Annotated in this window: 21 protein-coding genes; 10 read left to right on the top strand and 11 right to left on the bottom strand. The window is 70.7% G+C overall.

What is annotated here, in order from left to right; genetic code table 11:
- Positions 1 to 3 precede the first annotated feature (3 nt).
- Together cysD and AB0B57_RS23890 are read left to right on the top strand one after the other, a co-directional pair.
- Positions 4 to 915: a sulfate adenylyltransferase subunit CysD gene (cysD, locus tag AB0B57_RS23895; RefSeq protein ID WP_357073778.1), complete on the top strand. Its 912-nt coding sequence runs from the start codon at positions 4 to 6 to the stop codon at positions 913 to 915.
- Positions 915 to 2222, top strand: a complete 1308-nt coding sequence (locus AB0B57_RS23890) for a GTP-binding protein (protein ID WP_357073774.1) — start codon at positions 915 to 917, stop codon at positions 2220 to 2222. Before cysD ends, AB0B57_RS23890 begins: the two co-directional genes overlap by 1 nt.
- 61 nt (positions 2223 to 2283) lie before the next feature.
- Here AB0B57_RS23890 and AB0B57_RS23885 read toward each other — a convergent pair whose 3' ends face one another.
- Entirely contained in the window at positions 2284 to 4128 is a 1845-nt protein-coding gene (locus tag AB0B57_RS23885; protein ID WP_357073961.1) for a S8 family serine peptidase, read from the bottom strand.
- Positions 4129 to 4826: 698 nt separating this feature from the next.
- Between AB0B57_RS23885 and AB0B57_RS23880 the strand changes: the two genes are divergently transcribed.
- Positions 4827 to 5213 carry a helix-turn-helix domain-containing protein gene (locus AB0B57_RS23880; protein ID WP_357073771.1) on the top strand — a complete coding sequence of 129 codons (387 nt, stop codon included), beginning with the start codon at positions 4827 to 4829 and terminating at the stop codon, positions 5211 to 5213.
- Positions 5214 to 5272: 59 nt separating this feature from the next.
- Positions 5273 to 6106, top strand: a complete 834-nt coding sequence (locus AB0B57_RS23875; RefSeq protein WP_357073768.1) for an SDR family NAD(P)-dependent oxidoreductase — start codon at positions 5273 to 5275, stop codon at positions 6104 to 6106.
- A gap of 75 nt (positions 6107 to 6181) precedes the next feature.
- Here AB0B57_RS23875 and AB0B57_RS23870 read toward each other — a convergent pair whose 3' ends face one another.
- From AB0B57_RS23870 to AB0B57_RS23830, 9 genes are all read right to left on the bottom strand, one after another.
- Positions 6182 to 7366, bottom strand: a complete 1185-nt coding sequence (locus tag AB0B57_RS23870) for a transposase (protein ID WP_357073765.1) — start codon at positions 7364 to 7366, stop codon at positions 6182 to 6184.
- 108 nt (positions 7367 to 7474) lie between these two features.
- On the bottom strand, positions 7475 to 8401 hold the full coding sequence (locus AB0B57_RS23865) for a hypothetical protein (protein WP_357073762.1): 927 nt from the start codon (positions 8399 to 8401) through the stop codon (positions 7475 to 7477).
- Positions 8391 to 10235 carry an AGE family epimerase/isomerase gene (locus AB0B57_RS23860; RefSeq protein WP_357073759.1) on the bottom strand — a complete coding sequence of 615 codons (1845 nt, stop codon included), beginning with the start codon at positions 10233 to 10235 and terminating at the stop codon, positions 8391 to 8393. Before AB0B57_RS23860 ends, AB0B57_RS23865 begins: the two co-directional genes overlap by 11 nt.
- Positions 10225 to 10662 carry a VOC family protein gene (locus AB0B57_RS23855; protein ID WP_357073756.1) on the bottom strand — a complete coding sequence of 146 codons (438 nt, stop codon included), beginning with the start codon at positions 10660 to 10662 and terminating at the stop codon, positions 10225 to 10227. The genes AB0B57_RS23860 and AB0B57_RS23855 overlap by 11 nt, the downstream gene beginning before the upstream one ends.
- Positions 10659 to 11273, bottom strand: a complete 615-nt coding sequence (locus AB0B57_RS23850) for a DJ-1/PfpI family protein (protein WP_357073753.1) — start codon at positions 11271 to 11273, stop codon at positions 10659 to 10661. Before AB0B57_RS23850 ends, AB0B57_RS23855 begins: the two co-directional genes overlap by 4 nt.
- A gap of 67 nt (positions 11274 to 11340) precedes the next feature.
- Entirely contained in the window at positions 11341 to 11799 is a 459-nt protein-coding gene (locus AB0B57_RS23845) for a nuclear transport factor 2 family protein (RefSeq protein ID WP_357073750.1), read from the bottom strand.
- A gap of 79 nt (positions 11800 to 11878) precedes the next feature.
- On the bottom strand, positions 11879 to 12313 hold the full coding sequence (locus AB0B57_RS23840; protein WP_357073747.1) for a nuclear transport factor 2 family protein: 435 nt from the start codon (positions 12311 to 12313) through the stop codon (positions 11879 to 11881).
- Positions 12314 to 12338: 25 nt separating this feature from the next.
- Complete coding sequence (locus AB0B57_RS23835) at positions 12339 to 13982, bottom strand: thiamine pyrophosphate-binding protein (protein WP_357073744.1); 1644 nt, start codon at positions 13980 to 13982, stop codon at positions 12339 to 12341.
- Positions 13979 to 14806, bottom strand: a complete 828-nt coding sequence (locus tag AB0B57_RS23830; protein WP_357073741.1) for a type 1 glutamine amidotransferase domain-containing protein — start codon at positions 14804 to 14806, stop codon at positions 13979 to 13981. The genes AB0B57_RS23835 and AB0B57_RS23830 overlap by 4 nt, the downstream gene beginning before the upstream one ends.
- 373 nt (positions 14807 to 15179) lie before the next feature.
- Between AB0B57_RS23830 and AB0B57_RS23825 the strand changes: the two genes are divergently transcribed.
- From AB0B57_RS23825 to AB0B57_RS23800, 6 genes are all read left to right on the top strand, one after another.
- Positions 15180 to 16013: a helix-turn-helix transcriptional regulator gene (locus AB0B57_RS23825; protein WP_357073738.1), complete on the top strand. Its 834-nt coding sequence runs from the start codon at positions 15180 to 15182 to the stop codon at positions 16011 to 16013.
- Positions 16014 to 16123: 110 nt separating this feature from the next.
- Positions 16124 to 18088 carry a maltotransferase domain-containing protein gene (locus AB0B57_RS23820; RefSeq protein WP_357073735.1) on the top strand — a complete coding sequence of 655 codons (1965 nt, stop codon included), beginning with the start codon at positions 16124 to 16126 and terminating at the stop codon, positions 18086 to 18088.
- Positions 18085 to 19800, top strand: coding sequence for a maltose alpha-D-glucosyltransferase (gene treS, locus AB0B57_RS23815; protein WP_357073732.1), 1716 nt, complete (start codon positions 18085 to 18087; stop codon positions 19798 to 19800). The genes AB0B57_RS23820 and treS overlap by 4 nt, the downstream gene beginning before the upstream one ends.
- Positions 19793 to 21178: a hypothetical protein gene (locus AB0B57_RS23810; RefSeq protein ID WP_357073729.1), complete on the top strand. Its 1386-nt coding sequence runs from the start codon at positions 19793 to 19795 to the stop codon at positions 21176 to 21178. The genes treS and AB0B57_RS23810 overlap by 8 nt, the downstream gene beginning before the upstream one ends.
- Complete coding sequence (locus tag AB0B57_RS23805) at positions 21175 to 22962, top strand: alpha-amylase family glycosyl hydrolase (protein ID WP_357073727.1); 1788 nt, start codon at positions 21175 to 21177, stop codon at positions 22960 to 22962. Before AB0B57_RS23810 ends, AB0B57_RS23805 begins: the two co-directional genes overlap by 4 nt.
- Positions 22963 to 23106: 144 nt before the next feature.
- Positions 23107 to 23928 (top strand): SDR family NAD(P)-dependent oxidoreductase, encoded by an 822-nt coding sequence (locus tag AB0B57_RS23800; RefSeq protein ID WP_357073724.1) that lies wholly within the window; start codon positions 23107 to 23109, stop codon positions 23926 to 23928.
- Positions 23929 to 24022: 94 nt separating this feature from the next.
- Here the strand turns inward: AB0B57_RS23800 and AB0B57_RS23795 are convergent, their stop codons facing one another.
- On the bottom strand, positions 24023 to 25429 hold the full coding sequence (locus tag AB0B57_RS23795; RefSeq protein ID WP_357073721.1) for an MFS transporter: 1407 nt from the start codon (positions 25427 to 25429) through the stop codon (positions 24023 to 24025).
- Between the last annotated feature and the right edge of the window lie 109 nt (positions 25430 to 25538).

Here is a 25538-nt window from a genome sequence, read left to right as displayed (position 1 = left end):
GACATGACCACTCCGGCGGCGTACCAGGTGTCGCATCTGGACGCGCTCGAGGCGGAGAGCATCTTCGTCATACGCGAGGTGGTGGCCGAGCTGGAACGCCCGGTGCTGCTGTTCTCGGGTGGCAAGGACTCGATAGTCATGCTGCGGCTGGCGCAGAAGGCGTTCGCACCGGCCCAGATCCCGTTCCCGGTGCTGCACGTCGACACCGGGCACAACTTCGACGAGGTGTTGGACTACCGGGACCAGCAGGTGGCGGAGCTCGGCCTGCAGTTGGTGGTGGCGAGCGTGCCGGAGGCGCTGGAGGCGGGCCTGGTCCGCGAGCCCGCTGACGGGACGCGCAACCGCATCCAGACGCCGGTGTTGTTGGCCGCGCTGGAGAAGTACCGGTTCGACGCGGCGTTCGGTGGGGCGCGGCGGGACGAGGAGAAGGCCCGGGCCAAGGAGCGGATGTTCAGCTTCCGGGACGACTTCGGTCAGTGGGATCCGAAGAACCAGCGGCCGGAGTTGTGGTCGTTGTACAACGGGCGCCACCACCGGGGTGAGTCGATCCGGGTGTTCCCGTTGTCGAACTGGACCGAGCTCGACATCTGGCACTACATCGCCCGGCAGCGGTTGGCTCTGCCGTCGATCTACTACGCCCACGAACGTACGGTGATCGAACGCGACGGGATGCTCTACGCGGTGAACGAGTTCATCGCGCCCCGAGGGTCGGAGGAGCCGTTCAAGGCGCGGGTGCGGTACCGGACCGTCGGTGACGCCTCGTGCACGGCGGCGGTGCTGTCCGAGGCGGACACGGTGGACCTGGTGATCGAGGAGGTCGCGGCGACCCGGATCACCGAGCGCGGGGCGACCCGGGGTGACGACCGGGTGAGTGAGGCCGCGATGGAAGACCGCAAACGGGAAGGCTACTTCTGATGAGCAGCACCGCGGTTCCGGTGGCCGAGGGCGCGGCGCCCGAGGGGCGGGCGATGGACCTGTTGCGGTTCGCGACGGCGGGCAGCGTCGACGACGGTAAGTCCACGCTGATCGGCCGATTGCTCTACGACACGAAGTCGTTGTTCACCGACCAGTTGGCGGCGGTGGAGGCGGTCAGTGCGGCCCGGGGCGACGAGTACACGAATCTGGCGTTGCTGACCGACGGCCTGCGGGCGGAGCGGGAGCAGGGCATCACGATCGACGTGGCGTACCGGTATTTCGCCACACCCCGGCGGAAGTTCATCATCGCCGACACACCGGGCCACACCCAGTACACCCGGAACATGGTCACCGGTGCCTCCACCGCCGACCTGGCGTTGATCCTGGTCGACGCCCGTAAGGGTCTGGTCGAACAGTCCCGCCGGCACGCGTTCCTGTGTTCGTTGCTGCGGGTGCCGCACCTGGTGTTGTGTGTGAACAAGATGGACCTGGTGGACTGGTCGCAGGAGGTGTTCGAGCGGATCTCGGATGAGTTCACGGCGTTCGCGGCGAAGTTGGAGGTGCCGGATCTCGCCGTCGTCCCGGTCTCGGCGTTGCACGGCGACAACATCGTGACGCGCTCGGAGCACACTCCGTGGTACGAGGGCCCGTCGCTGCTGCACCACCTGGAGCGGGTGCACATCGCCTCCGACCGGAACCTGGTCGACGTCCGGTTCCCGGTGCAGTATGTGATCCGCCCGCAGTCGACCACGATCACCGACTACCGGGGTTACGCCGGGCAGGTCGCTTCGGGTGTGTTGAAGCCGGGGGACGAGGTTCTGGTTCTCCCCTCCGGGCTCACCTCCCGGGTGGCGGGGATCGAGACGGCGGACGGACCGGTCACCGAGGCGTATCCGCCGATGTCCGTCACGGTCCGGCTGACCGACGAGATCGACATTTCCCGGGGGGACCTGATCTGCCGGCCGAACAACGGCCCGGCGGTCGCGCAGGACATCGAGGCGATGATCTGCTGGATGGACGAGAGCACCCCGCTGCGCCCCGGCGCGATGTACGCCATCAAGCACACCACCCGCACCGCCCGGACCGTGGTCCGCGAACTGCACTACCGGCTCGAGGTGAACTCGCTGCATCGTGACGAGGCCGCCACCGAACTCGGACTCAACGAAATCGGCCGTGTCCGCCTGCGTACGACCGTCCCGCTCCTCGCCGACGAATACCGGCGTAACCGCACCACCGGCGGTTTCATCCTCATCGACGAAACCACCAACCGCACCATCGCCGCCGGAATGATCGTCGACACCAACTGACCTACGGAAAGGGCCCTTCCCGCCACCGGAAATCGGAGCGGAAAGGGCCCTTTGTCACGTCTCAGAGCGTCAGGGTCCAGGTGTTGATGTAGCCGGTGTCACCGGAAAAGACGTCACGCACTCGAAGCAGCCACGTGCCGTTCGCCGTTTCGGAGGAGAGATTCGCGGTGTAGGTGGCGATGACGTTGTCGGCACCGTCGAAGAAGCCCTGGTTCTTCAGCCGGTAGGCCGTACCGTCCGGTGCCACCAGGTCGATGATCAGGTCACCACGGAAGGTGTGCACGATATTGACCGCGATCGTGGACGCCGAGGAGGCGTTACGGTCGCAGCCGGCGATGACAATACCGCTGGTCACCGCCGTGTTGCTGTCCGGAATCGCCACATCGGTGCCGTTGGTGCCCGAGCAGCCGCCGCCACCCGAGCCGGTCACCGTCAACGAGTACGTGGCGCTGCGCGCACCCGCGGTGCCCGTACCGGTGACGCTGACGCTGTAGGTGCCGGACGGAGTGCTCGCCGAGGTGGCGATGGTGAGCACGGACGAGCCGCCCGAGGTGACAGTGGCTGGACTGAACGAGGCGGTGGCGCCACTCGGCAGCCCGCTCGCCGACAGGCTCACCGACTGCGCCGAGCCGCTGGTGGTCGCGGTGCTCACGGTGGCACTGACCGAGCCGCCCGGCGCGGTCGACCCGGCCGTCGGCGACACCCCGACGGAGAAGTCGTTGGCCGGTGGAGTGCCGTCGTTGACCACGTAGAGCAGCTTGTTCGGGGAATTGGTGCCGGGGTTGGTCACCACGTTGTTTGTCGCGTTGTTCACCAGGTAGTCCCGGACCTGCTGGGGGGTCCAGGTGGGGTTGGCGGAGGCGACCAGGGCTGCGGCGCCGACCACGTGCGGGGTGGCCATCGAGGTGCCGCTGATCGTGTTGGTCGCGGTGTTGTTGGTGTACCAGGCCGACGTGATCGACGAGCCGGGCGCGAAGATGTCCAGGCAGGTACCGATGTTGGAGAATGACGACCGGGCGTCGGTGCTGGTGGTCGAGCCGACCGTGATCGCCTCCGTCGTCCGGGCCGGCGAGGTGTTGCAGGCGTTGGCGCCGTTGTCGTTGCCGGCGGCGAGACCGTAGGTGACGCCCGAGTTGATCGAATTGCGGACCGCCGTGTCGAGCGACGCGTTCGCACCGCCGCCGAGGCTCATGTTCGCCACGGCCGGCTTGATCGCGTTCGCGGTGACCCAGTCGACGCCGCCGATCACACCGGCGTTGGTGCCGCTGCCGGAGCAGTTGAGCACCCGTACGCCGACCAGTTGCACGCCCTTGGCCAGGCCGTAGGAGGAACCGCCGACGGTGCCGGCGACGTGCGTGCCGTGCCCGTTGCAGTCGTCGGCGGAGCCGCCGTCGACCGCGTCGTAGCCGCTGGTGGCCCGGCCGCCGAAGTCGTTGTGGGAGAACAGGATGCCGGTGTCGATGATGTACGCGTGCACGTTGGTCGCCGTGTTCGGATAGGTGTACGAGCTGTCGACCGGCAGGTTGCGCTGGTCGACCCGGTCCAGACCCCAGGATGGGGGGTTCGGCTGAGTGCCGGAGATCCGGACCGTGTGGTTCTGCTCGACGTACGCGACGTCGGGGTGCGCGGCGATCCTGGCCGCCGTCTTTGCGCCGGCCGTGATCTCGAAGCCGCGTAGTGCCGTGGCGTAGGTCCGAGCGATCGCTCCACCGTGCTGGCCAGCCAGTCTGCTGGCCGTGGCGCCGACCTGCGCCCGGCTCACCGCGCTCTCCTTGAACACCACGATGTAGCTGTCGACGACAGCCGTGGCGCCGCCGGCACTACGGATGACGCCCTCCGGTTCGGCCGCCACGGCCGGCGTGGCGGCCGTCAGGAGCAGCGTCGCGGCAGCGCCCACCACAGCCACTTTCCTCGGGAGATTCACTCTCCCCCTCCCTCCGATCGGCACTCGTTCGTCCACTCGCCCACGACGAGAGATCAATAGTTGCCGATTAGGAAGAGATTACTCAATGACGTCAGCAAAAGACAGGTGTCGAATCCTCTATATCACTCAAGAGATGGGGTTCAAGGTATGGAAAAAATTCATTCCACGGCACCGAGATTAGTGATCGACGGTCAAAGCCGACGACCGGTCAAGGCCGTCCCGATCGCGGTGTTCACAACCTCCGCCGCCCGCGTCTGGGACGCCAAACACAACCCAAATAGCCCTACAAGCGACACACCAGAACAACTTAACAAAGCACTATTAATGGCGTTGCCAGACCCGGGTTCCTGTCGGCCAGTGCCAGGCAGGCTTGACCCACGCCAGGACCGTCGATCACGCATGGATCACGCACTAGGTGGCGCGGGGTCGTCCGCATGCCGTCTCCCGGCGCCCAGGGCGACACCCCGTCGGCAGCGTGCTGTCCACCGCGCGGGTCACCAACAACGCCTCGGTCACCTGGCCGACGCCGGCGTGCTGACCTTTGTGAATATCGACTCGATGCTGCGCCGGGTCTACGGCACGACCGCTGCCCGACCAGGCATGGCCGAGGCGGGCCCCCCTCCACTCCGGAGAGTGACTTTGGCAACACGCTTCTCTCGGGCTGCGGGTACTATGCCTGCGTGGGCGTATTCATGCGGCCGGGCGACGTCTTCCTGGCGGACTGCCCGGCACGGCTGGCTATCGAGCTGGTGGCGGACAAGTGGTCCGTAGTGGTCATCTACGGGCTCAGTCAGGGTCCCCGGCGGCACAACGAGTTGAAGGCGCTGATCGGTGGCGTGTCGTCCAAGGTGCTCGCCCAGACGATGCGGCGACTGCAGCGGCACGGATTGGTCGGACGCTCGGCCTTGCCCGAGCAGCCGTCAATCGCGCAATACGAGCTGACCCCGCTGGGGCAGACCCTGGTCGAGCCGGTGGAGATGCTGTCTCGCTGGGCCGAGCAGCACGGATCGGACGTGCTGCAGGCCCAGGGGGAGCAGGCCGGTGCCGTCGCGGTTACCTCGGAGTAATCGTGCGCCGTCTACCGTGGAAGAGACGGATGTGGCGGCGCGATGGGAGAGAACGGCAGATGGCAGTCGCGTTGGTGACGGGCGGCAATCAAGGGCTGGGCCTGGCCCTGGTGCGAGGGCTGTGCCGGGAGTTGGGGCCCGAGGCGCAGGTCTACCTGACGGCTCGCGACCCGGCGCGTGGTGAGCAGGCGGTGGAGCTGTTGCGTGCCGAGGGTCTCGCCCCGCGGCTGCACCCGCTGGACGTGACGGTGGAGGCCAGCGTCGCGGCGGCGGCCGACATGATTCGCGAGCGGCACGGCGGGCTGGACGTGCTGATCTCCAATGCCGCGGCCCGGATCTCGCGGGACCTGCCCCCTGCCGAGCAGGTGGCCGAGTTCGTGGACACCAACAACCACGGCACATATCGCATGCTCCACCACTTCCTGCCGATCCTCAACGAGCACGCCCGGCTGCTCGTGGTGGCCAGCGCGTTCGGCTCGCGGCGGCACCTGCCCAGACCGCTGTGGAGCGCCTTCGACACCGACCGGATGAGCCTGGAGGACATCGAAGACGTGATGGACGAATACGTCCGCCTGGTGCAGAAGGGCGAGGCCGACGCCCGGGGCTGGCCGGGCTGGATCAACATTCCGTCGAAGGTCGGCCAGGTGGCGTCGGCCCGGGTGGCCGCTCGGATGGTGGAGCGCGACCGGCCCGGGCGCGACGTCTACGTCGGCGCGGTGTGTCCCGGCCTGGTCGACACCGATGCCTCCCGCCCCTGGTTCGATGACATGTCGTCGGCGCAGAGCCCGGACGAGGCGGCCCGAGACGTCGTCTGGCTGGCCACCCGGCCGGCCGGCAGCACGCCGCCGGCCGGCGAGCTGGTGCAGCACCGGACGGTCTTGTCCTTCGGATGAGCTGGCCTCGGACGCCGCGACCGGCGTTTGCCGGTCCGGTCCGGTCGCGGCGCCCGGGCGCCCGGGCGCCCGCGCTCAGCCGGCCTGCTGCTCCTGCTGCTGGGAGCGGATCTCCAGCTGGGCGAAGGCGTAGGCGGCCGACACGAGCGTCATGTGGTGGTGCCAGCCGCGCGACGAGCGGCCCTCGAAGTCCAGCAGGCCGTACCCTTCGCTCAGGGTGTCGACATCCCGCTCGCGGCGCGCGGCGAGCTGGGCCAGGGTGAGCACGTGACCCACCTGCGACTCCGGCAGGCCGGTCAGCCAGAAGTTGGCCGCGCCCGATGCCGCCGCTGACCAGACGGCCACGAGCAGGCAGTCGACCCCGCCGCCGGAGCCGGCCACGGTGCCCGGCAGCCGGACCGGCACCGTGGTGACATACGAGCGGCGCAGGGCGGCGTCGTGCAGTTGCCGCCACATGATCGGTTGCCGGCGCGCGGTCGTCTCCTGCACCAGCGAGCGGATCTGGGTCAGCCCGAGCCTCGCCCCGCCCGGGAGCGACGGCTGGGCCTGCTGGCGGAGCACCGGCATGCTGCCGTTGACTTCGACGACGAACGGCAGGCCGCGCTGCCGCAAGCCCTGTACCAGTCGTTCCACGCCGGTGACGTGCCGCAGCCCGACCAGCAGTGGACGCACTGGTACCGCCGCCGCCACGTCGTCGGCCATCGCGAGCACGTGGCCCCACTCGGTCTGCTCGCTCGGGCCCGCTTCTCTGCGGCCAGGGAGCCACGAGCGCGCCCCGGTCCCGGCCGGTGAAGGCAGCACCAGCCGCCAGTCGACGGGCGCGCTCGTCTCGGCGTCCGATAAGAACAGGCCCAGGCCGTACTGGCAGTTGAGGGTGCGGCCGGTCTGGGGGACGTAGCGGCGGGCGACACCGGCGGTCTGGCCACCCCGCTTGGGGATGTATATGGGGCGGATGAGCCACGCGTGCGTGGTCATGCGCTCGTCGACGTAGCGGGCTGTCCGGCGGCGGACCGGGGCCCAGTCCCAGGGGCTCTGGTTCACGAACTGCTGCAGAGACTGGACGGCGTCCGGGGTGTCAGCACCCTCCGCGATGCTTCGGACCGAACGCCGGCCGTTGCCCAGCAGCAGGCCGCGTATGTACGTCTCGCCCCAGCGCCGCTGGTCCGCGCGGGGCATCTCGGCCATGATCTGGTGCGCGAACCGGGTGAGACCGTCGCGCGCCGGTAACAGGGCCGTCTCGGTCCATGGGTGATAGGGCATCGTGGTACCTGTCTCTCGTTCGCCGGTCACAATGTTCATCGATATGGCAGCGTGAGGCGCAATGATTACAAAACGTTGTCGGCGTTCCATGGCCGCGTCTCTTCGTCACTACCGGCGATACCTGTTGTCACGCTCCGCAAGGGCGTCCCCGTCATCGCCTGCCGGGCCTGTCGCACCGGTGCGGCCGTCGTCGTCGCGAAGGGCACCCAGCGACATCCGGTCGGCGAGAAGCCGGTCCGACCGCACCACCTCGGCCACGTCCCGCTCCCGGCCGGCCGGGACGACACTGTCCGGCAGATGCAATCCATCCACTCCGTAGTCGTGCACCCAACACCGCAGCGCCTCCCGCAGGAACCACCCGTCACCCTCCGCGATGCGCGCCGCCGAGCTGATGTCGAGCAGCACTGCCAGTCCGGCATCGCGCAGGTGGCGGATCAGCGCCCGGCACTCCCCGTCCGGCCGGTCGCCCGGGCCGGCGGCGGCGAACAGGCCCACCGGGAGCCCGCCGGCGCCGGGCGCGAAGCGGTGATGGTCGGCGGCGAGCACACCGGTGAGCACCACCGCTCGGACGCCGTCGCGGAGGAACTCTGGGATCCGGTCCGCGAGCGCCCGATACCCACCGGTGCTCAGCGCCGCCGTGGCCACCGGACCGTCCGGCACCGGCGTGCCGGCACCGGGCAGGGCCGGGGCACGCCCCGGCGTGATCCGGCAGCGCCATCCGTCCGGGCCGTCCGGGCTCCGCAGCAACACCCGGGCGTACGGGTCGAGCACCGCCCGGCCGTCCTGGACGTAGTGGTAGTCGACCAGGTCGGGGGCCAGCCCGAGGACGACGACGCTGAGCAGGCCGCCGTCGTGGCGGACGTCCGGCATCGGCACCTCGGTCAGCCGGCGTCCCTCGTCCGGGTCCACCAGGACCAGCGAGGTCTGCCGGGCGGCGCCGGCCGGCACGGTGAACTCCACGCCCCCGGCCAGCAGTCGGGTGCCACCGAAGCCTGCGGTGCCGGGCCGCGACCGCAGGCCCCCGTCACCGGCCACGGTCGACCGCTCGCAGGGTGGCTTGCACGGTGAGCCGGTGCGCGGAGCGGGGCAGCCGCACGAGCAGCGCCGCGGGGTCGAAGTCGGTGAAGTCGGTGCCGTCGATCCGCACCCGCTCCAGCCGCACCCGGCCCCGGGGCAGCACATCTGGGGCCACCCGCAGCAATCCGTCCGGGAAGCGGGCGTCGGGTCGCGGGTTGAACCACAGGTTGAGCGGTTCCCCGCGCACCAGCAGGTCGCCGTACACGGTGGCCAGATAGGCCAGTTCGGCCGAGTGATACATACTCATCGAGTGGCTGCCCTTGGCGCGCTCGTCGCCGCTGCGCAGATACGGGATGCCCCCGGCCTGCACCGCGAAATACACGCCGCCGGCCTCCTGATCGAGAAAGAAGGCGTTGTAGAACGCCGCGGCCTCGCGCGCGTGCTGCAGGTGGTCGAGGCCGTCCGGCCCGACCGGCCCGTGGTGTGCGGCGCCGCTGAGGTACGCGAGGATGGCCTGTTCCTGCTGCCACCACGCCTTGCGGTCGTGCCAGACGAACTCGTGCCGGCCGCGGTGTGGCCGGCGGTGCAGCACGTCGTACCAGCCGCCGCGGTAGGGGTCTCGGCCGATCGCCGGCAGGTCCGCCGCGAGCCGGGCGGCAACCGCCCGGTATTCGGCCTTGCCCACCAGCGCCTGCATCCGGTGAAGATTCCAGACGATCTTCAGGTTGTGGCCGACCACGCCGTGGTCCTGTTGCCATCCCCACCCGGTGTCCGGCGTCCAGTCCTCATGGAAGCGTTCCCGGACCAGCGGCAGCCCCGCCGGATCGGGGAAGTGCTCCACGATCATGTCGAAGGTGTGTTCCAGCATCCGCCGGTAGCGTTCCTCGCCGGTCGCCAGGTAGAGGTTGAACAGGTAGGCGGGTGCGTGGTCGCCGACGGAGTTCCAGTTCTTCCGGGACCGATTCGGCCCCAGCGAGGCGGCGTGCGGGTCCAGATCCACCGGGTCCACATGCGAGTAGTAACCACCTCGTCGGGGGTCGGCGTAGACCGTCTCGAAGAGCCGGACTGTGCCCTCGATATCGGCCAGCAGCGCCGGATCGCCGGTGACCCGGTAGGTCTGCACCAGCCCGACGAGCGCGTAGATCTGCTCGTAGGCGGCCAAGGCGCCGGCGTCGTCGCCGAACTCGGAGGCAAGCACGGCGCGGCGTGGCCCGGGACCCACGTCCAACGCGTGCTGCCAGTAGGTGACGGCACGCGCGGGATCCACCACCCGCAGGTGCCGCTGCTGGTATTCAGCGCCGCGCTCGGCCACGTCCAGGAAGTCGGCGTCCCCGGTGAGCAGGTAGGCGGTCGCCATCCCGTACACCAGGCGGGCGAGCGTGTCGGTCTCCTGGCGGTCCCCGGTCAGCCGGGCCCCGGCCAGGTCGACGCCGGTGCGGTAGGCGGCGAAGTCGGCCGGCCCCGTCCCGAACTGCGCCCGGCGGTAGAACTCGGCCAGTGACCGGAGCTGGCCGACCCACCACCCGGGCCGCTCGAACAGGTACGGCTCAGTGGCGCTACCGACCACCACGATCTCCTGTGGAGTGTGGCGCACCGAGCCGGCCTCGACGTACACCGGGCCGTAGGCGAAGATCAGCCGGCCCGGCACCAGCTCGTCGCCGAGCCGCCCGGTGACCGAGACCCGTTCGGAGCCCAGGTTGTGTAGCAACCGGGCATCTGTGGTGTCGGTCAGGTGCAGCGATACGATGTCGCCGCCGAAGGTGCGCACCCGGATCCGGCTGCCGTCACCGGCCACGACGTACCCGCCGACGGTGTCGGACATGGTGCGCGTGGCGAGTGGCTCAGCGCTCACCGTGACCGCCTTGGCCCGGCTGAGGGTCCCGGTAGCCCTGACTGACCTCGACCACGACGCCGTCCGGGTCGGCGAGCCAGACGGTGCGCCAACCGGGGATGAAGCCGTCGAAGTCCAGCGGCCCCAGGGTGATCCGGGCGGCGGGGCCCATCGCCCGCACGAACTCGTCGACGTCCGCGGTCTGGAACGCGATGTGGCGCACCGTCCCGGGAGCCGGCGGCCCGTCGGCCGTGGGCTGTCCCGCCTCCTGCACCGGCTCGCGCGGGCCGAACAGCTCCAGGTAGACGTCGCCGGAGCGCAGGAAGACGATCTGGCTGCCGCCGAGGTCGAAGTGCTGGGTGCGCCGGAAGCCGAACCACCGGGTGTAGAACTCCTCGGTGTCGCCGAGTCGGCGGCAGTTCAGGGCCACGTGCGAGAAGCGGGTCACGGCAGGATCTCCTCGGTCGCGAGAATGCGGTCGATGACGGTGCGGGCGAAGACGTGGGCCTGCTCGACGGTGCGACCGGTCACCAGGTCGCCGTCGACGACCACGTCGCTGCCGACGTAGTTCGCGCCCATGTTGCGTACGTCGCCGACCAGGTTGTTGTGGCAGGTGACGGAGCGGTCCTCGATCAGCTCGGGGGCGGTCGACATCAGCCAGAGGCCGTGGCAGATGAAGCCCTTGACCAGGTGGGGGAGCCGGAACGCGCGGCGCAGCAACTGCACGGCCGGTGCCGGGCGATCGACGTCCTCGGTGTAGCGGAGCCGGTCCGCGACCATGCCGGCCGGCACGATCAGCGCGGAGAGCCGGGCGATCTCGGCGAAGTCGAGGCGTTCCAGGTCGCCGTCGACGGTCAGCGGCGCCCGGTATTCGTGACCGGTGAAGGTCAGCGAGTCGTTGCCCCACAGCCGGGTGAGCAGGACGACCTCGGCGCCCTCCTCGGCGAATCGCAGGCGGTAGTAGGAGATTTCCGGCTCGACGTAGTCGCTTTCGAGCAGGATGCCGATTCGGCGCCCGACGAGGCGACCGCGTTGCGGGTGGTATCCGTGTGTGGTCATCGTGATCTTTCGGGGAAGGGCCGGGCCGGCCGCCGTCCGGCGGCCGGCCCGGCTGTGCGGGAGGAGATCAGACGGTGACCCGGCGGCCGTCCGAGCCGACCGGCGACCACCACTGGTTGAAGTTGGTCACGCCGTCGCCGAAGATGGCGCCGCGGCCCTCGACGATCCGCCCGTTGACCCACTTGAGCAGGTGCAGGCCCTCGATCTGCAGCCGCTCGAACGGCGACTCGGCACCGGCCGCGGCGTGCGCCCGGGTGCCGGAGGTCCGGTTCACGTCGATGGAGTAGCCCTCGTCGTTCACCAGGATGGTGACCGGGTCGATGACGAACGAGCCGCCGGAGGCCTCCTGCACCTTGTCGATGAAGTCGAGGAAGGTCTCGAGGCCCTCGTGCCAGCCGGCGTACTGGTGGTTGCCGGGGGTCAGGAAGCGGACCTCCGGGTCCCAGTACTCGGCGGCCCGGGCTCGGTCGCCGGACATCAGTGCGTCGTAGGCGTCCTTGACGCGCTGCGGGGTGAGTTCGGACATGGTGGTCTCCTTGTCTCGTGGTGCTCGGTGGTCCCGCGGTGCGCGGGTACCGGAAGGGGTGCCGCCGCGGGCGCGGCGGTCAGAGCTGGGCGGAACCGGGCATCGGGGCCAGGTCGTCCACCGCGTAGGAACGGATCCGGGGCTGGCCGTCCTGCAGGACAACCGACCAGGTCTGGCTGGCGTCGAAGCCGAGCCACTCGCTGGTCGCCGCGGGCGGGTTCCACACCCGGGCCTGCCAGTTGACCAGGACCGAGACGTCGGCGTGCAGCGGCGAGAGCAGCTCGACGTCGACCCGCTTGACCTCGTGGATCTCGTCGAAGAACCGGTGGGTGACGGTGTCATACCAGCCGCCGAAGTCGTCCTCGGTGCGCAGGGTCGCCTCTGGGAACTGCATGGTGAGGCCGTTGTCGGCCAGGTACGGCAACACGGCATCGAGCGGGTCGTGCCGGTCCAGGGCGTCGTACCACTCCTGGACGAGCCGGCGGACAGATTCGACGCTCAGGGCGTCGGGCATGGTCTGCTCCTTCGGGTGCTGGTGGTCAGTCGGTGACCAGATCGATGAGGAACGGGCCGGGGGTGGCGAGCAGTTCCTCGACCGCGGCCGGCACCTCTTGCGGGGTGCTCACCCGCTGAGCGGGCACCCCGAGCGAGCGGGAGAGCGCGGCGAAGTCGATGGCGGGCCGGGACAGGTCGAACGCCCCCGGGTGTAGATGGGCGGGGATGCCCTCATCCCGCCAGTACTGCTCGATGTTGAGGTCGAGCAGGCGGTAACGACGGTTGTTGCAGATCACGAACTTGGCGGCGATGTCGTGCCGAGCGGCCGTCCACAGCGCCTGGATCGTGTACATGCTGCCGCCGTCGCCGGTGAAGCCGACCACCTGCTGACCCGGGCGGGCCAGCTTGACGCCGAGCGCACCGGGGATACCGACCCCGAGCGAACCGCCCCGGGTCTGGAAGAATCGGCCCGGCACCCGCGGCGGTGCGTGCACCGCCAGCGGGCCCGACTCGGTCAGCGCCTCGTCGAAGATCACCAGGTCGTCCGGCGCCCGGCGGACCAGCGTCTCGACGAACCGATTCATCAGTCCCGTGCCGGCGCCCGGTTGGTCGCCGGGCGGCGCCGCGCCGTCCCAGCGCGGTGGTCGCTGCCGGCCCGGCCGGTCCAACCGGGCGGCGAGGCCGGCGAGGGTGAGCCTCGGGTCGGCCACGACACCGAGCTCGACCGGGTGGTTCTTGGCGATCTCGTACGCGTCCAGGTCGACGTGCACGATCCGGGCGTCCGGCGCGAACGGGCTCGTCAGCTCCGGGAACACCTCGGGAAAGACGTAGGTGCCGACGATGAGCACCGTGTCGGCGTCCGCCACCGTCCGGGCACTGTCCGCGCCGAACATGTGCCCGAGCTGCCCGCCGTACAGCGGATGCCCACTGTCGACGTTGACCTCCGAGGAGTTCACTCCCCACATGGGCGCGCCGAGCAGCTCGGCGACCGCGGCCAACTCCCGTTGGGCGCCGCTGGTGGCGACGCCGTCGCCGAAGAGCACGAGCGGGCGGCGGCCGGCGGCCAGGATCTCGGCGGCCGCGGCGAGCACGGCGGGCTCGGGCAGCACCCGGGTGTCCGGGATGACCGTCGGCACCACGGGATCGGTGACGATGGCGTCCAGCACGTCGGCCGGCACCACGACCAGCACCGGGCCCCGGGGCGGGGTCATCGCGATCTTCACGGCCCGCCGCATCACCCGCAGCAGCGAGGCCGGGTCGATCACCCGGGTCGCGTACTTGGTGACCGGACGGGCCATGGCGACCAGGTCGGCGGCCATCTGCGAGTCCATCGCGTCGTACCGCACTCCGGCCTCGCCGGCTAGCACCACCAGCGGCGACCCTCCCCGCTTGGCCTGGTAGAGCATGCCGATGCCGTTACCGAGCCCGACGCCGCTGTGGAGCTGGACCAGCGCGGGGCGCTGGGTGGCTCGGGCGTACCCGTCGGCCATGCCCACCGCCACCGACTCGTGCAGAGTGAGCAGGTAGTCGATCTCCGAGTTGGCGATCTCGTCGATCAGCCCCTGTTCCACGGTGCCCGGATTGCCGAACATGTAGGTCAGGCCGTCCGCGGCGAACTGCTCCACCAGGGCCGCCTTGCCGGTCCGCGGCCGTACGGCCGGACCGTGGCCCGTGCCCGCCGTGCTCACCAGCCGTCCCGCCGCAATCCCTGCTCCAGCGTCTCGACCAGCTTGGCGCCGGCCAGCGCCGAGTCCGGCGTCGAACGCGCGGTGATGAAGGGGTAGTCGACGATGACCGACAGTTCCTTGCCGACGTTGCCGTGGAATTGTCCGTCCGGTCCGGTGGCGTCGCGCAGGATGTACTCCAGCGGGTACGGCGGCGGGCCCATGTTGAAGTCGACGCCCAGAAAGCCGGTCCCGTCCTTGTAGTCGTACTCCTTGGGGTGCCCGGTCACATGCTTGCCCGCGATGATGCTGGCCCGCGTCTCCAGGTCCCGGGCGAAGGCGAGCACCGTAACGCCGTAGCATTCCGCGAGAATGGGCTTGTCCGCGGCCACGAAACCGAGTACGGCCTCGTGCAGGCGTTCGTTGTTGGCCATGTCGACGATCGGTCCGCTGCCGCCGACCAGCACCAGGGCGTCGAAGCTGGCGACCAGGTCACCGACCGAGGCACTGAGCTCGCGGTAGTATTCCTCGAGCCGGCGCAGCGGGTTGAGCGAGCTGAGATACGGGCGTTCGGGGATCAGATCCGCGATGCTCAGCGGGTTGTCCAGCCGGGACGACTCGTCCAGCCGGCGACCACGGTTCGCCATGTCCACGGTGGTGACCGAGCGGCCCAGCGGGGGGTCGATGTAGTCGGGGTCCAGGCTCGGCGGCAGTGCGTGCGCCCGGCGCCCGTTCGCCGTGGCGAAGGTGACCTGGTAGCCGGCGCTGTCGAATGCCTCGACCGGCCCGACCAGTTCCTCCGCCCAGTAGCCGTACTCGGAGAGTACGACGAGAATCCGTCTGCTCATTAGAGCTCCCTTTGGGTTTGTGCGAACTGGACAACCTCGCCGCTGCGTTCGTCGGCGGCTCTGTTGTTCGCCTTGCCCTTCCGAGTTAAGCGACGGACTGCGCCGGAAGCCATGACTGCGGCCCCTTTCGCGAACAAGTTCAGCGACTACACGGAATCGCAGTTGAACATGACTCACGGAGCCGGTGAAGCACTTGCGCATTCACGCCAGGAACTGCCAAATCATCGATTAGGGCCGGTTGTGGCGCTCGCTACGGGCGAAACCCGCATATACATTGCGGTACCGATCTGTAACAAGGGTCCAGTTATACTGGTATCAGCCTTGCTAGTAGCAGGGGAAAAGCCTGCGTGGGTCGATGATGGGGGCCAGGACAATGGACGACGCGGCACGCCGCAAGGAGCTGGCGGCCTTTCTGCGGGCACGGCGGGCGGAGCTCAAGCCTGGTGACGTGGGTCTGCCCGACGGGGTCAACCGGCGCCGGACCCCAGGGCTGCGCCGCGAGGAGGTGGCGCAGCTGTCCGGTGTGGGCCTGACCTGGTATACGTGGCTTGAGCAGGGCCGTGCCATCCCCGCCTCGCGTCAGGTCATCGACGCGCTGGCGACGGCGCTGCGGCTGGGCGACGAGCACCGCCGGCACCTGTTCGTACTGGCCAGCCTGTCGCTGCCGCCCGCACCGGGCGACGACAAGCCGGTGCTGGCGGCGGTGCAGCGCATGCTGGACGCGGTCACGCCCAACCCGGCCTACATCATCGACCATCGGTTTGACGTGCTGGCCTGGAACGCCGCCCAGTCCGCACTGTGGCTCGACTTCGCCGAGATCCCGGAGGACGAGCGCAACCTGGTGCTGCTGCTGTTCCGCGATCCGGGCGTACGCCGGCTGCTGCTCGACTGGGACGAGACCGCCCGCATGATCGTGGCGCAGTTCCGGGCCGCCGCCGGGCAATACCCGGGCGACCCCCGCTTCGCCCAGGTCGTCGACCGGTTGTCCCGCGACAGCACCGAATTCCTGGGCTGGTGGGAGTCCTATCCGGTGGCGGAGTTCAGCATGGCGGTAAACCGGCTCGCGCACCCCCGGGCCGGCGCGTTGGAGCTGGACCTGTCCCACCTGCGGCTGGTGGAGCACCCACAGTTCTGCATGGTGCTGCAGACCCCGGTGCACGAGGCGGACGCGCGGGCGCTGAGCGACCTCCTGGCCGCCGCGACCTGACCCGCCCCGGGTTGCCCGTGTCGGTAGTCGACACAACGAGCACCTGTTATTGGCCGTGACCCCGCGCCGCTCCGCACTGTCGGTGACACACCGACAGCGAAGGAGCAGACGTGAGTCTGAGACTGGCCATTGAGGACATCGTCCCGGCCGTGGGGGCCGGCCGCTTCCCGGCCAAGGCAGTCGTCGGCGAACGGGTCGACGTGGGAGCGACCGTCTACCGGGAGGGCCACGACGCGGTCCGCGCCGAACTGGTGTGGCGCCGCCCCGGCGAACGCGGCGAGCACCGCCGGCCGATGGAACTGACCGACGCGGGTCTGGACCGCTGGTCAGGCGCCCTGGTCCCGGACCACAGCGGCTACTGGACCTACCGGGTGGATGCCTACAGCGCGCCCTGGCACACCTGGCGCGACGCGCTGACCGCGAAGCTGGCCGCCGGCTTCCCGGCCGGCGAGCTGGCCAACGAGCTGGCCGAGGGGGAAAGGCTGCTGCTGCGGGCGGCACGCCGGGTGCCGGGCGCGGACGGCCGTCTTCTGCGCGCGGCGGCACGGGCCCTGCGGGACCGGCACGCCGCTCTGCCGCAGCGGACCGAGCCCGCCCTGGACGCCGCCGTGCGGCACATCATGGACACCCGCCCACTGCGCGAGCTGCTCACCCGCGGGCCCACCCGGCGGCTGCTGGTCGAGCGGGAGCGGGCGCTGACCGGCGCGTGGTACGAGCTGTTCCCGCGCTCCACCGGCGGTCTCGGCCCGGACGGCCGCCCGGTGCATGGCGACCTGCGCACCGCCGCCGCCCACCTGCCCGGCATCGCGGCGATGGGCTTCGACGTCCTCTATCTGCCACCGATCCACCCGATCGGCCGGTTGGCGCGCAAGGGCCGGGACAACGCCGCGACCGCCGCCCCCGGCGACGTCGGTTCCCCGTGGGCGATCGGGGCCCGGGAGGGCGGCCACGACGCGATCCACCCCTGCCTCGGCTCGGCCGCGGACTTCCGGGCCTTCGTCCGGGCCGCCGCCGACCAGAGACTGGAGGTCGCGTTGGACCTCGCCCTGCAGTGCGCCCCGGACCATCCCTGGGTCACCGAGCATCCCGAATGGTTCACCACCCGCGCCGACGGCAGCATCGCCTACGCGGAGAACCCGCCGAAGAAGTACCAGGACATCTACCCGCTCAACTTCGACAACGACCCGGCCGGGCTGCGCGCCGAGATCCTGCGGGTGGTGCTGCACTGGGTGGGCGAGGGCGTCCGGATCTTCCGGGTCGACAACCCGCACACCAAGCCGCTCAACTTTTGGCAGTGGCTGATCGAGCGGGTCAAGCAGGCCGAGCCGGACGTCGTCTTCCTCTCCGAGGCCTTCACCCGCCCCGCCGTGCTGCACGGGCTCGCCAAGGTCGGCTTCAGCCAGTCCTACACCTACTTCACCTGGCGGACCACCAAGGCGGAGCTGACCGGCTACCTGCGCGAGCTCACCGCGGACGCCGACCACCTGCGGCCCAACCTGTGGGTCAACACCCCGGACATCCTGCCGGGGCACCTGGCCGGCGCGCCACCGGCCGTGTTCGCCATCCGCGCGGCCCTGGCCGCCACCCTCGGTCCGTCCTGGGGCATGTATGCGGGCTTCGAGCTGTTTGAGAACACCCCGGCCGGTCCCGGCCGGGAGGACTATCTGCACAGCGAGAAGTACGAACTGCACTACCGCCCGCCCGCCGGCGCCGATTCCCGGCCCTCGCTGCGGCCGTGGATCACCCGGCTGAACCGGCTGCGGCACCGGCACCGCGCCCTCGGCCGGCAGCGCGGACTGGTCTTCCACGACGTGGCGGACGACCAGCTCCTCGCCTATTCGAAGGTGGACGACCGCACCGGCGAGATCGTCCTGTGCGTCGTCACCCTCGATCCCGTCCGCCGGCGGCAGGCGCCGCTGCGGCTGGACGCCCAGGCTCTGGGCCTGTCACCCGACCGGCCGCTGCGCCTGCGGGATCTGGCCACCGGCCGGAGCCGCACCTGGCATGACAGCGCAGCCGTGCGCATCGATCCCGCCGTGGCGGTCGCCCGATTCTTCACCCTGGAACAAGCATGAACACCACGTCACCGGCCGCGCAGGTGTCCATGGTCGCCCCCGAACCCGAGTGGTATCGCAGTGCCGTCTTCTATGAGGTCCTGGTGCGCGCCTTCCAGGACAGCAACGGGGACGGGCTGGGCGACCTGCGCGGGCTGACCGAGCGGCTGGACTATCTCCAGTGGCTCGGCATCGACTGCCTGTGGCTGCCGCCGTTCCTGCACTCGCCGCTGCGCGACGGCGGCTACGACATCAGCGACTTCCGCCGGGTGCACCCCGCGCTGGGCACCCTCGACGACTACGTACGCCTGCTGGACGAGGCCCACAAGCGGGGCATCCGGGTGGTCATCGACATGGTGATGAACCACACCTCGGACCGCCACCCCTGGTTCCAGGCGTCGCGCACCGACCCCGACGGGCCGTACGGCGACTTCTACGTCTGGAACGACAACGACGACCGGTATTCGGACGCGCGGGTCATCTTCGTCGACACCGAGACCTCCAACTGGGCGTACGACCCGGTGCGGCACCAGTTCTACTGGCACCGCTTCTTCAGCCACCAGCCGGACCTCAACTATGACAACCCGGCCGTGCAGGAGGCGATGCTCGACGTCCTGCGCTTCTGGCTCGACCTGGGCACCGACGGTTTCCGGCTGGACGCGGTGCCATACCTGTTCGAGGCCGACGGCACCAACGGTGAGAACCTGCCGGCCACCCACGCCTTCCTGCGCCTGGTGCGCAAGGTGGTCGACGACGAATACCCGGACCGGGTGCTGCTCGCCGAGGCGAACCAGTGGCCGGCCGACGTGGTCGAGTATTTCGGCGACCCGGCGACCGGCGGCGACGAGTGCCACATGGCGTTCCACTTCCCGCTGATGCCGCGCATCTTCATGGCGGTGCGCCGCGAGTCACGGCTGCCCATCTCGGAGATCCTGGCGCAGACGCCGGCGATCCCCTCCGGCGCGCAGTGGGGCATCTTCCTGCGCAACCACGACGAGCTGACGCTCGAGATGGTCAGCGACGAGGAACGCGACTACATGTACGCCGAATACGCCAAGGACCCGAGGATGCGGGCCAACATCGGCATCCGCCGCCGCCTGGCACCGCTGCTGGAGAACGACCGCAACCAGATCGAGCTGTTCACCGCCCTGCTGCTGTCGCTGCCCGGCTCGCCGGTGCTCTACTACGGCGACGAGATCGGCATGGGCGACAACATCTGGCTCGGCGACCGCGACGGCGTGCGCACCCCGATGCAGTGGACGCCGGAACGCAACGCCGGCTTCTCCTCGTGCGACCCCGGGCAGTTGCACCTGCCGCTGGTCCTCAGCCCCAGCAACAGCTACCAGTCGGTCAACGTGGAGAACCAGCTCGCCCACACCTCGTCGCTGCTGCACTTCACCCGCCAGTTGCTCGCCGTCCGCAAGCGGCACAGCACCTTCGGCGTCGGCGACTTCCACGAGCTGGAGGCCACCAACCCGAGCGTCTTCGCCTACCTGCGCCGGCCGCGCCACGCGGACGGCACCGAGGACGTCGTGCTGTGCGTCAACAACCTCTCGCGGTTCGCCCAGCCGGTCGAGCTGGACCTGTCCGCATACGCCGGATACCGCCTGACCGACCTCATCGGCGGCGTGCGGTTCCCCAGCCCGGGCACCGACAGCTATCTGCTCACCATGCCCGGACACGGCTTCTACTGGTTCGCCCTGCGTCCCACCGAGGAGGGTCGAGATGACTGATCCGACACACACCCCGGTCAACGCGGCACACCTGGCCGCCTGGCTGCCCGAGCAACGGTGGTTCCGCGCCAAGGGCCACGCCGTCCGCGAGGTGCGGCCGGTCGGCTCCGTGCCGCTGAGCGGCGACGGGGACGGGCCGGCGTCCCGGCTCGACCTGCTCGAAGTGCGATTCCACGACCGCGCCCCGCAGCACTACCAGGTGGTGCCCGGGCTCGACGCCGTACCGCCGTACCCGGCTGCATCGGGCGCCGTCCCGGCCGCCGCGCTGGCTTTGCTGCGGGCGATAGCCGGTGGCGCCGAGCGCGGCACCACCCGCTTCCGGCCCGAGCCCGGCGCCGGCCTGCCGGACCGGCTCGGCCCGCGGCTGACCGCGGCCCTGTCGGACTCCGGGCCGCCGGCGCCGTCGCTCGTGCGGGTCCTGGCCGCCGAGCAGAGCAACACCTCGATCGTGTTTGACGACGAGGTCATCCTGAAGATCTTCCGCCAGGTCGAGCCGGGGCTGAACCTCGACCTGGAGCTGCACCGGGCGCTCACCCGGCTCGGCTCCGGCCACGTCGCCCCGCTGCTCGGCGCCGTGGAGGGCGAGCTGCAGGGTGAGCCGACCACCCTCGGCATGCTCAGCGGGTATGCCCCGCATGCCGTGGATGGCTGGGCGATGGCCCTGGCCAGCGTCCGCGACGTGCTGGCCGACGACGCCCCGGCGGTGGTGGCGCGCTCGGGCGGCGACTTCGAGTTCGAGGCCCGCCGAATCGGAGCCGCGGTCGGGGAGGTGCACGCCGATCTGCGCACCGCCTTCGGTGGCGACGTCGCCGACCCCGCAGACGTGGCCGCGGGCTTCGCCGCCCACCTCGACGAGGCCGTCGCTGTCGTGCCCGCGCTGCGGCCGCACGCCCCGTTCCTGCACGCCCGGTACCGGCGCCTCGCCGGGTTGTCCACGCCGGTGCCCATCCAGCGGGTGCACGGCGACCTGCACCTGGGTCAGCTCCTACGCACCTCGCACACCTGGTGGCTGCTGGACTTCGAGGGTGAACCCGCCCGGCCTCTCGCGCAGCGCCGCGCGCCGCGCTCGCCGCTGTATGACGTCGCCGGGCTGCTGCGGTCCCTCGACTATGCGACGCACTATCCGGTGCGCGACGAAACGCCGGACGCGGACGCGGTCCGGCGCCTGAGCCAGTGGTCCGCGCTCAATCGCGAGGCGCTGTGCGCCGGGTACGCGGACAGCACCGGCACCGATCCGGGGCGCAGCCGGCAACTGCTTGAGGGTTACGTGCTGGACCGGATCGTCTACGAGGTGGTCTACGAGGCCACCGTCCGGCCCGCCTGGCTGCCCATCCCGCTCGCCACGCTTGACCGGCTCGGCACCGGGACGCCGCGGTGAGCGCCGGCACCGCACCGGCCGTGCGCGCGGAGCCGGACGCCCTGTGGCGCCGGATGGGGGCGCACCCGGACGTCGCCGGCGGGCCGACCCGATTCCGGGTGTGGGCGCCGGCCGCCGAGGCCGTCGATCTGGTGTGGTGGCACCCGGGCGTCCGGCCGGTCCAGGAGGCGATGACCCGCTCGGCGGACGGTTGCTGGGACACGGTGGTGCCGCGGGCCCGGCCCGGCGTCCACTACCGGTTCCAGGTTCACGGCCGCGACGGCACGGTCCGGCACAAGGCCGACCCGTGGGCCCGCGAGGTTGTACCCGGGGAGCCGCACACGTCGGTAGTCCCGGCCCCGTCGCGGCACCGGTGGACCGACGCGGACTGGCTCGCCGGGCGCCCGCGGCGGCACGCCCCGGTCTCGGTGTATGAGGTGCACGCCGGATCCTGGCGCCCCGGCGCCGGGTTCCGGCGGCTGGCCGACGACCTGGTGCCGTACGTGCGCCGGCACGGCTTCACCCACGTGGAGCTGATGCCGGTCACCGAGCACCCGTACGGCGGGTCCTGGGGCTACCAGGTCAGTTCGTACTTCGCGCCCAGCGCACGGTTCGGCGGCGCGGACGAGTTGCGCCACCTGATCGACCGGCTGCACGCCGCGGGTGTCGGCGTGCTGCTCGACTGGGTCCCGGCGCACTTCGCACCGGACGACTGGTCGCTGGCCGACTTCGACGGCGGTGCGCTGTATGAGCCGTCCGACCCGGACCGGGCATGGCACCCGCTCTGGGGCACCAAGACGTTCGACTACCAGCGCCCGCAGGTGCGTGACTTCCTCGTCGCCAGCGCGCTCTACTGGCTGGAGGAGTTCCACTTCGACGGGCTGCGCGTCGACGCGGTCAGCTCGATCACCCGCCGCGACTTCCTGCGCGAACCGGGCGGGTGGGCCGGCGGCGACGTGCTCGACCGGCCCGGAATCGACTTCCTGCGCGAGCTGACCGGCGCGGTACGCCGCCGGCATCCCGGCGCGCTGCTGATCGCCGAGGAAGCAGGGCTGACCGACGGGGTCACGGAGCCGGTGGACGCCGGTGGCCTCGGCTTCGACCTGTGCTGGGACCTCGGCTGGGCGCACGACACCTTCACGTACTTCGCCGCCGGCCCGGACCAGCGCCCGCACCTGCGGGAAACGCTCGCCGCCGCCGTGGATCGCGCCGCCGCGCGCCCGGTGGTGCTGCCGGTCAGCCACGACGAGATCACCGCGCCGCACGAGCCGCTGTGGCGTCGCGTGCACGGCGACGGCCCGGATGCCGCCGCGGCGCTGCGGGCCCTCCTGGCGTTGCAGTACGCCACGCCCGGGGTGCCCCTGCTGTTCATGGGCGCGGAGCACGGCGGCGCCGAACCCTGGCGGGAGTGGGCCCCGGTGGACCCGTCGCCGTTGCTCGACGCCCCGGGCGGCGAGCTGTATCGGGGGATGGGCCGGCTGGTCACCCGGCTGAACCGGATCCGCCAGCAGGTGGCCGCCGGACCGGAGCCGGTGCGGTGGTGGCGGCGTCCCGGCCCGGGCGAGCCGCTGCTGGCGTTCGCCCGCGACCACGGCGACGGCGTGCTGCTCTGCGTGGCGAACCTGACTGACCGGCCGCTCGGCTGGGACGCGGTCGCCGACCCGCGGGTGTGGTCGGTGCTGCTGGACACGGCGGACGAGCGCTACGGGGGCGCGGGACGGCCCGCAGGGGCCGGGATCGCCCCGGGCGCGGTCGTCTGGCTCACCGCCGCACGCACCAACCTGGCACCCACAATGCCAGGATGAACGGTGCCCTGGGTGGCCGGACCGCCCCGGGCAACACTGAACCGCGCGGGCGGGCTTCGTCGGTATGACGGGGCTCGCCCGCTTCCAGTTTCCGGCACGCCGCCGGCGCCGGATCCTTCGCCGAGCTGTTGAGGAGCGAGCACCATGCCACTACGCCAGCCGCCGACCGTGCTGATCACCGGCGCCACCGACGGGCTGGGCCGCGGCCTGGCCGTCGCCCTCGCCCGTCGCGGCGCCACCGTGCTGGTGCACGGCCGCTCGGCCGCGCGCATCGCCGCCACCGTGCGCCAGGTGCGGGCGACCGGCTCTGGCGAGGCGCGCGGCTACCGGGCGGACTTCTCCTCGCTGGCCGGGGTGCACGCGCTGGCCGATCAGGTCGCCGCGGCCGAGCCCCGGCTGGACGTGCTGATCAACAATGCCGGCATCGGCGCCGACGTGCCCGGTGGCACCGCGCGCCTGGAGAGCGCCGACGGGTTCGAACTGCGCTTCGCCGTGAACTACCTGTCCACCTATCTGCTCTCGCACCGGCTGCTGGACCTGCTGCGTCGCTCGGCCCCGGCCCGTGTCATCAACGTCAGCTCGGCCGGGCAGACGCCCATCGACTTCACCGACGTCATGCTCACTCGCGGCTACGGCGGGCGACGGGCATATTGCCAGAGCAAGCTGGCGCAGATCATGTTCACCTTTGACCTGGCCGCCGAGCTTCAGGGCAGCGGAGTCACCGTCAACGCCCTACACCCGGCGACGTACATGCCGACGAAGATGGTGTCGACCCCGATCAGCACCATTGCGGACGGGGTAGAGGCCGTGTCCCGGCTGGCTCTCGACGCCGATCTGGATGGCGTCACCGGACGCTACTTCGACCAGCTCCGCGAGGCGCAGGCGCATCCCGCCGCGTACGACGAGGCCAACCGGGCCTGCCTGCGGTCGCTCTCGGCGGAACTGACCAACCGATCGCCGGTCTGACCGGATGCGCGGATGCGCGGCGCGGCCGGCAGCCGCGCCGCGCATCCGGTGGCCCCGTCCGCGGGGGCGGGCGGCAGGGCCGGATCGGTCGGTCTTAGGAGGTGCGGTCGGCGCGCGTCCGGAGCATCACGGCGCCGATCACGGCCGCGATCACGGCCGCGATCGCGGTGCACACGAGCGAATACCGGAAGCCGGAGAGCAAGGCCGCCGGATCGCTGACGCTGCCGGTGGTGCCCTCCGGCAGCAGCGACGCCGTCCGCGAGGCGGCGATCGCGGCGAAGGCGGCCGCGCCGATCGCCGCGCCGAGCTGCTGCGAGGTGTTGAGCAGCCCGCCGGCCAGGCCCTGCTGGTGGTCCGCCACGCCGGCGGTGGCGGTGATGCTGATCATGACGACCGCGGCGACGTTGCCGAAGCCGATCAGCGCGGTGCCGATCAGGATGTAGGCCAGGGAGTTCTCGGCCGGGAGCGTGGCGACCACGAACGCGCCGACCGCCTGCAGCAGGACGCCGAGCAGCATGGCCCGGGTCAGGCCCAGCTTGCCGGCCAGCTTGGCCCCGGTGAAGCCGGCGACCATGGCGGTCAGGCCCAGCACCGCGAAGCTGAGCCCGGTCTCCAGCGGGCTGTAGTCCTTGATCCGCTGCAGATAGAGGGTGAGCACGTAGGTGATGCCGACGAAGGCGCCGATCAGCAGGACGTTGACCACGTTGGCGCCGACGATGCTGCGTACCTTGAAGATCTCCAGCGGCACCAGCGGTTCCGCCGAACGGCGCTCGGCCAGGACGAACAGCGCCAGCAGCACCAGGCCCAGCGCGAACGACCCCAGGGTGCTCACCGACAGCCAGCCCTCGGTGTTGGCGATCGAGAAGCCGTAGACGATGCTCACCGCGGCGCCGGTGATGGTGATCGCGCCGGGCACGTCGAGCCGGGGGCGGGGGCCCGCGGCGGCGGTCGGGCGGGGCACGAGCACCGGGGCGAACAGGGCCGTGGCGAGGCCGATGGGCACGTTGACGAAGAAGACCCACTCCCAGCTCAGCGCGTCGGTCAGCACGCCGCCGAGGATGACGCCGGCGACGAAACCGAAGGACAGCACGGCGCCGTACGCGCCGAGCGCCCGGTTGCGCTCCTTGCCCTCGGGGAAGGACGTGGTCAGCAGGGAGAGGGCGGCCGGCGCGACCAGGGAGGCGGCGAGGCCCTGCAGCCCGCGCAGGATGATCAGCTGGGTGGCGTCCTGCGCGAAGCCGGCCAGCAGCGACACCACGGAGAAGGCGACCAGGCCGATGATGAACAGCCGGCGGCGCCCGAACAGGTCGGAGATGCGGCCGCCGAGCAGCAGGAAGCCTCCGAAGCCGAGGGCGTAGGCGCTGACCACCCACTGCAGCGAGCCGTCGCTGAAGGACAGCTGGCGCTGGATCGTCGGCAGCGCCACGTTGGTGATGGAGAAGTCGAGCACGATCATGAATTCGGCCATGCACAGCAGGAGCAGCAGCAGGTTGGCGCGCACGCGCGACGGAGGCGCCGGCGATAGGTCCGCCGTCGCTTCCCGACCCGATGGCACTGATTCGGCGAGATTGGACACCGCGGGACACTCCTTGCAGACAGTGGACAGGTGA

This window comes from Micromonospora sp. NPDC049101 (assembly GCF_040648675.1).
Classification (GTDB): domain Bacteria; phylum Actinomycetota; class Actinomycetes; order Mycobacteriales; family Micromonosporaceae; genus Micromonospora.
The sequence above is the reverse complement of the archived record's forward strand: the minus strand, read 5'-3'. Positions and strand labels throughout refer to the sequence as shown.

Bases quoted from the DNA above. Each gene is read 5' to 3' on its own strand.
- cysD (WP_357073778.1), top strand. From the start codon at position 4: ATGACCACTCCGGCGGCGTACCAGGTGTCGCATCTGGACGCGCTCGAG.
- AB0B57_RS23890 (WP_357073774.1), top strand. From the start codon at position 915: ATGAGCAGCACCGCGGTTCCGGTGGCCGAGGGCGCGGCGCCCGAGGGG.
- AB0B57_RS23875 (WP_357073768.1), top strand. From the start codon at position 5,273: ATGGCAGTCGCGTTGGTGACGGGCGGCAATCAAGGGCTGGGCCTGGCC.
- AB0B57_RS23870 (WP_357073765.1), bottom strand. From the start codon at position 7,366: ATGCCCTATCACCCATGGACCGAGACGGCCCTGTTACCGGCGCGCGAC.
- AB0B57_RS23850 (WP_357073753.1), bottom strand. From the start codon at position 11,273: ATGACCACACACGGATACCACCCGCAACGCGGTCGCCTCGTCGGGCGC.
- AB0B57_RS23845 (WP_357073750.1), bottom strand. From the start codon at position 11,799: ATGTCCGAACTCACCCCGCAGCGCGTCAAGGACGCCTACGACGCACTG.
- AB0B57_RS23840 (WP_357073747.1), bottom strand. From the start codon at position 12,313: ATGCCCGACGCCCTGAGCGTCGAATCTGTCCGCCGGCTCGTCCAGGAG.
- AB0B57_RS23830 (WP_357073741.1), bottom strand. From the start codon at position 14,806: ATGAGCAGACGGATTCTCGTCGTACTCTCCGAGTACGGCTACTGGGCG.
- AB0B57_RS23825 (WP_357073738.1), top strand. From the start codon at position 15,180: ATGGACGACGCGGCACGCCGCAAGGAGCTGGCGGCCTTTCTGCGGGCA.
- treS (WP_357073732.1), top strand. From the start codon at position 18,085: ATGAACACCACGTCACCGGCCGCGCAGGTGTCCATGGTCGCCCCCGAA.
- AB0B57_RS23810 (WP_357073729.1), top strand. From the start codon at position 19,793: ATGACTGATCCGACACACACCCCGGTCAACGCGGCACACCTGGCCGCC.
- AB0B57_RS23800 (WP_357073724.1), top strand. From the start codon at position 23,107: ATGCCACTACGCCAGCCGCCGACCGTGCTGATCACCGGCGCCACCGAC.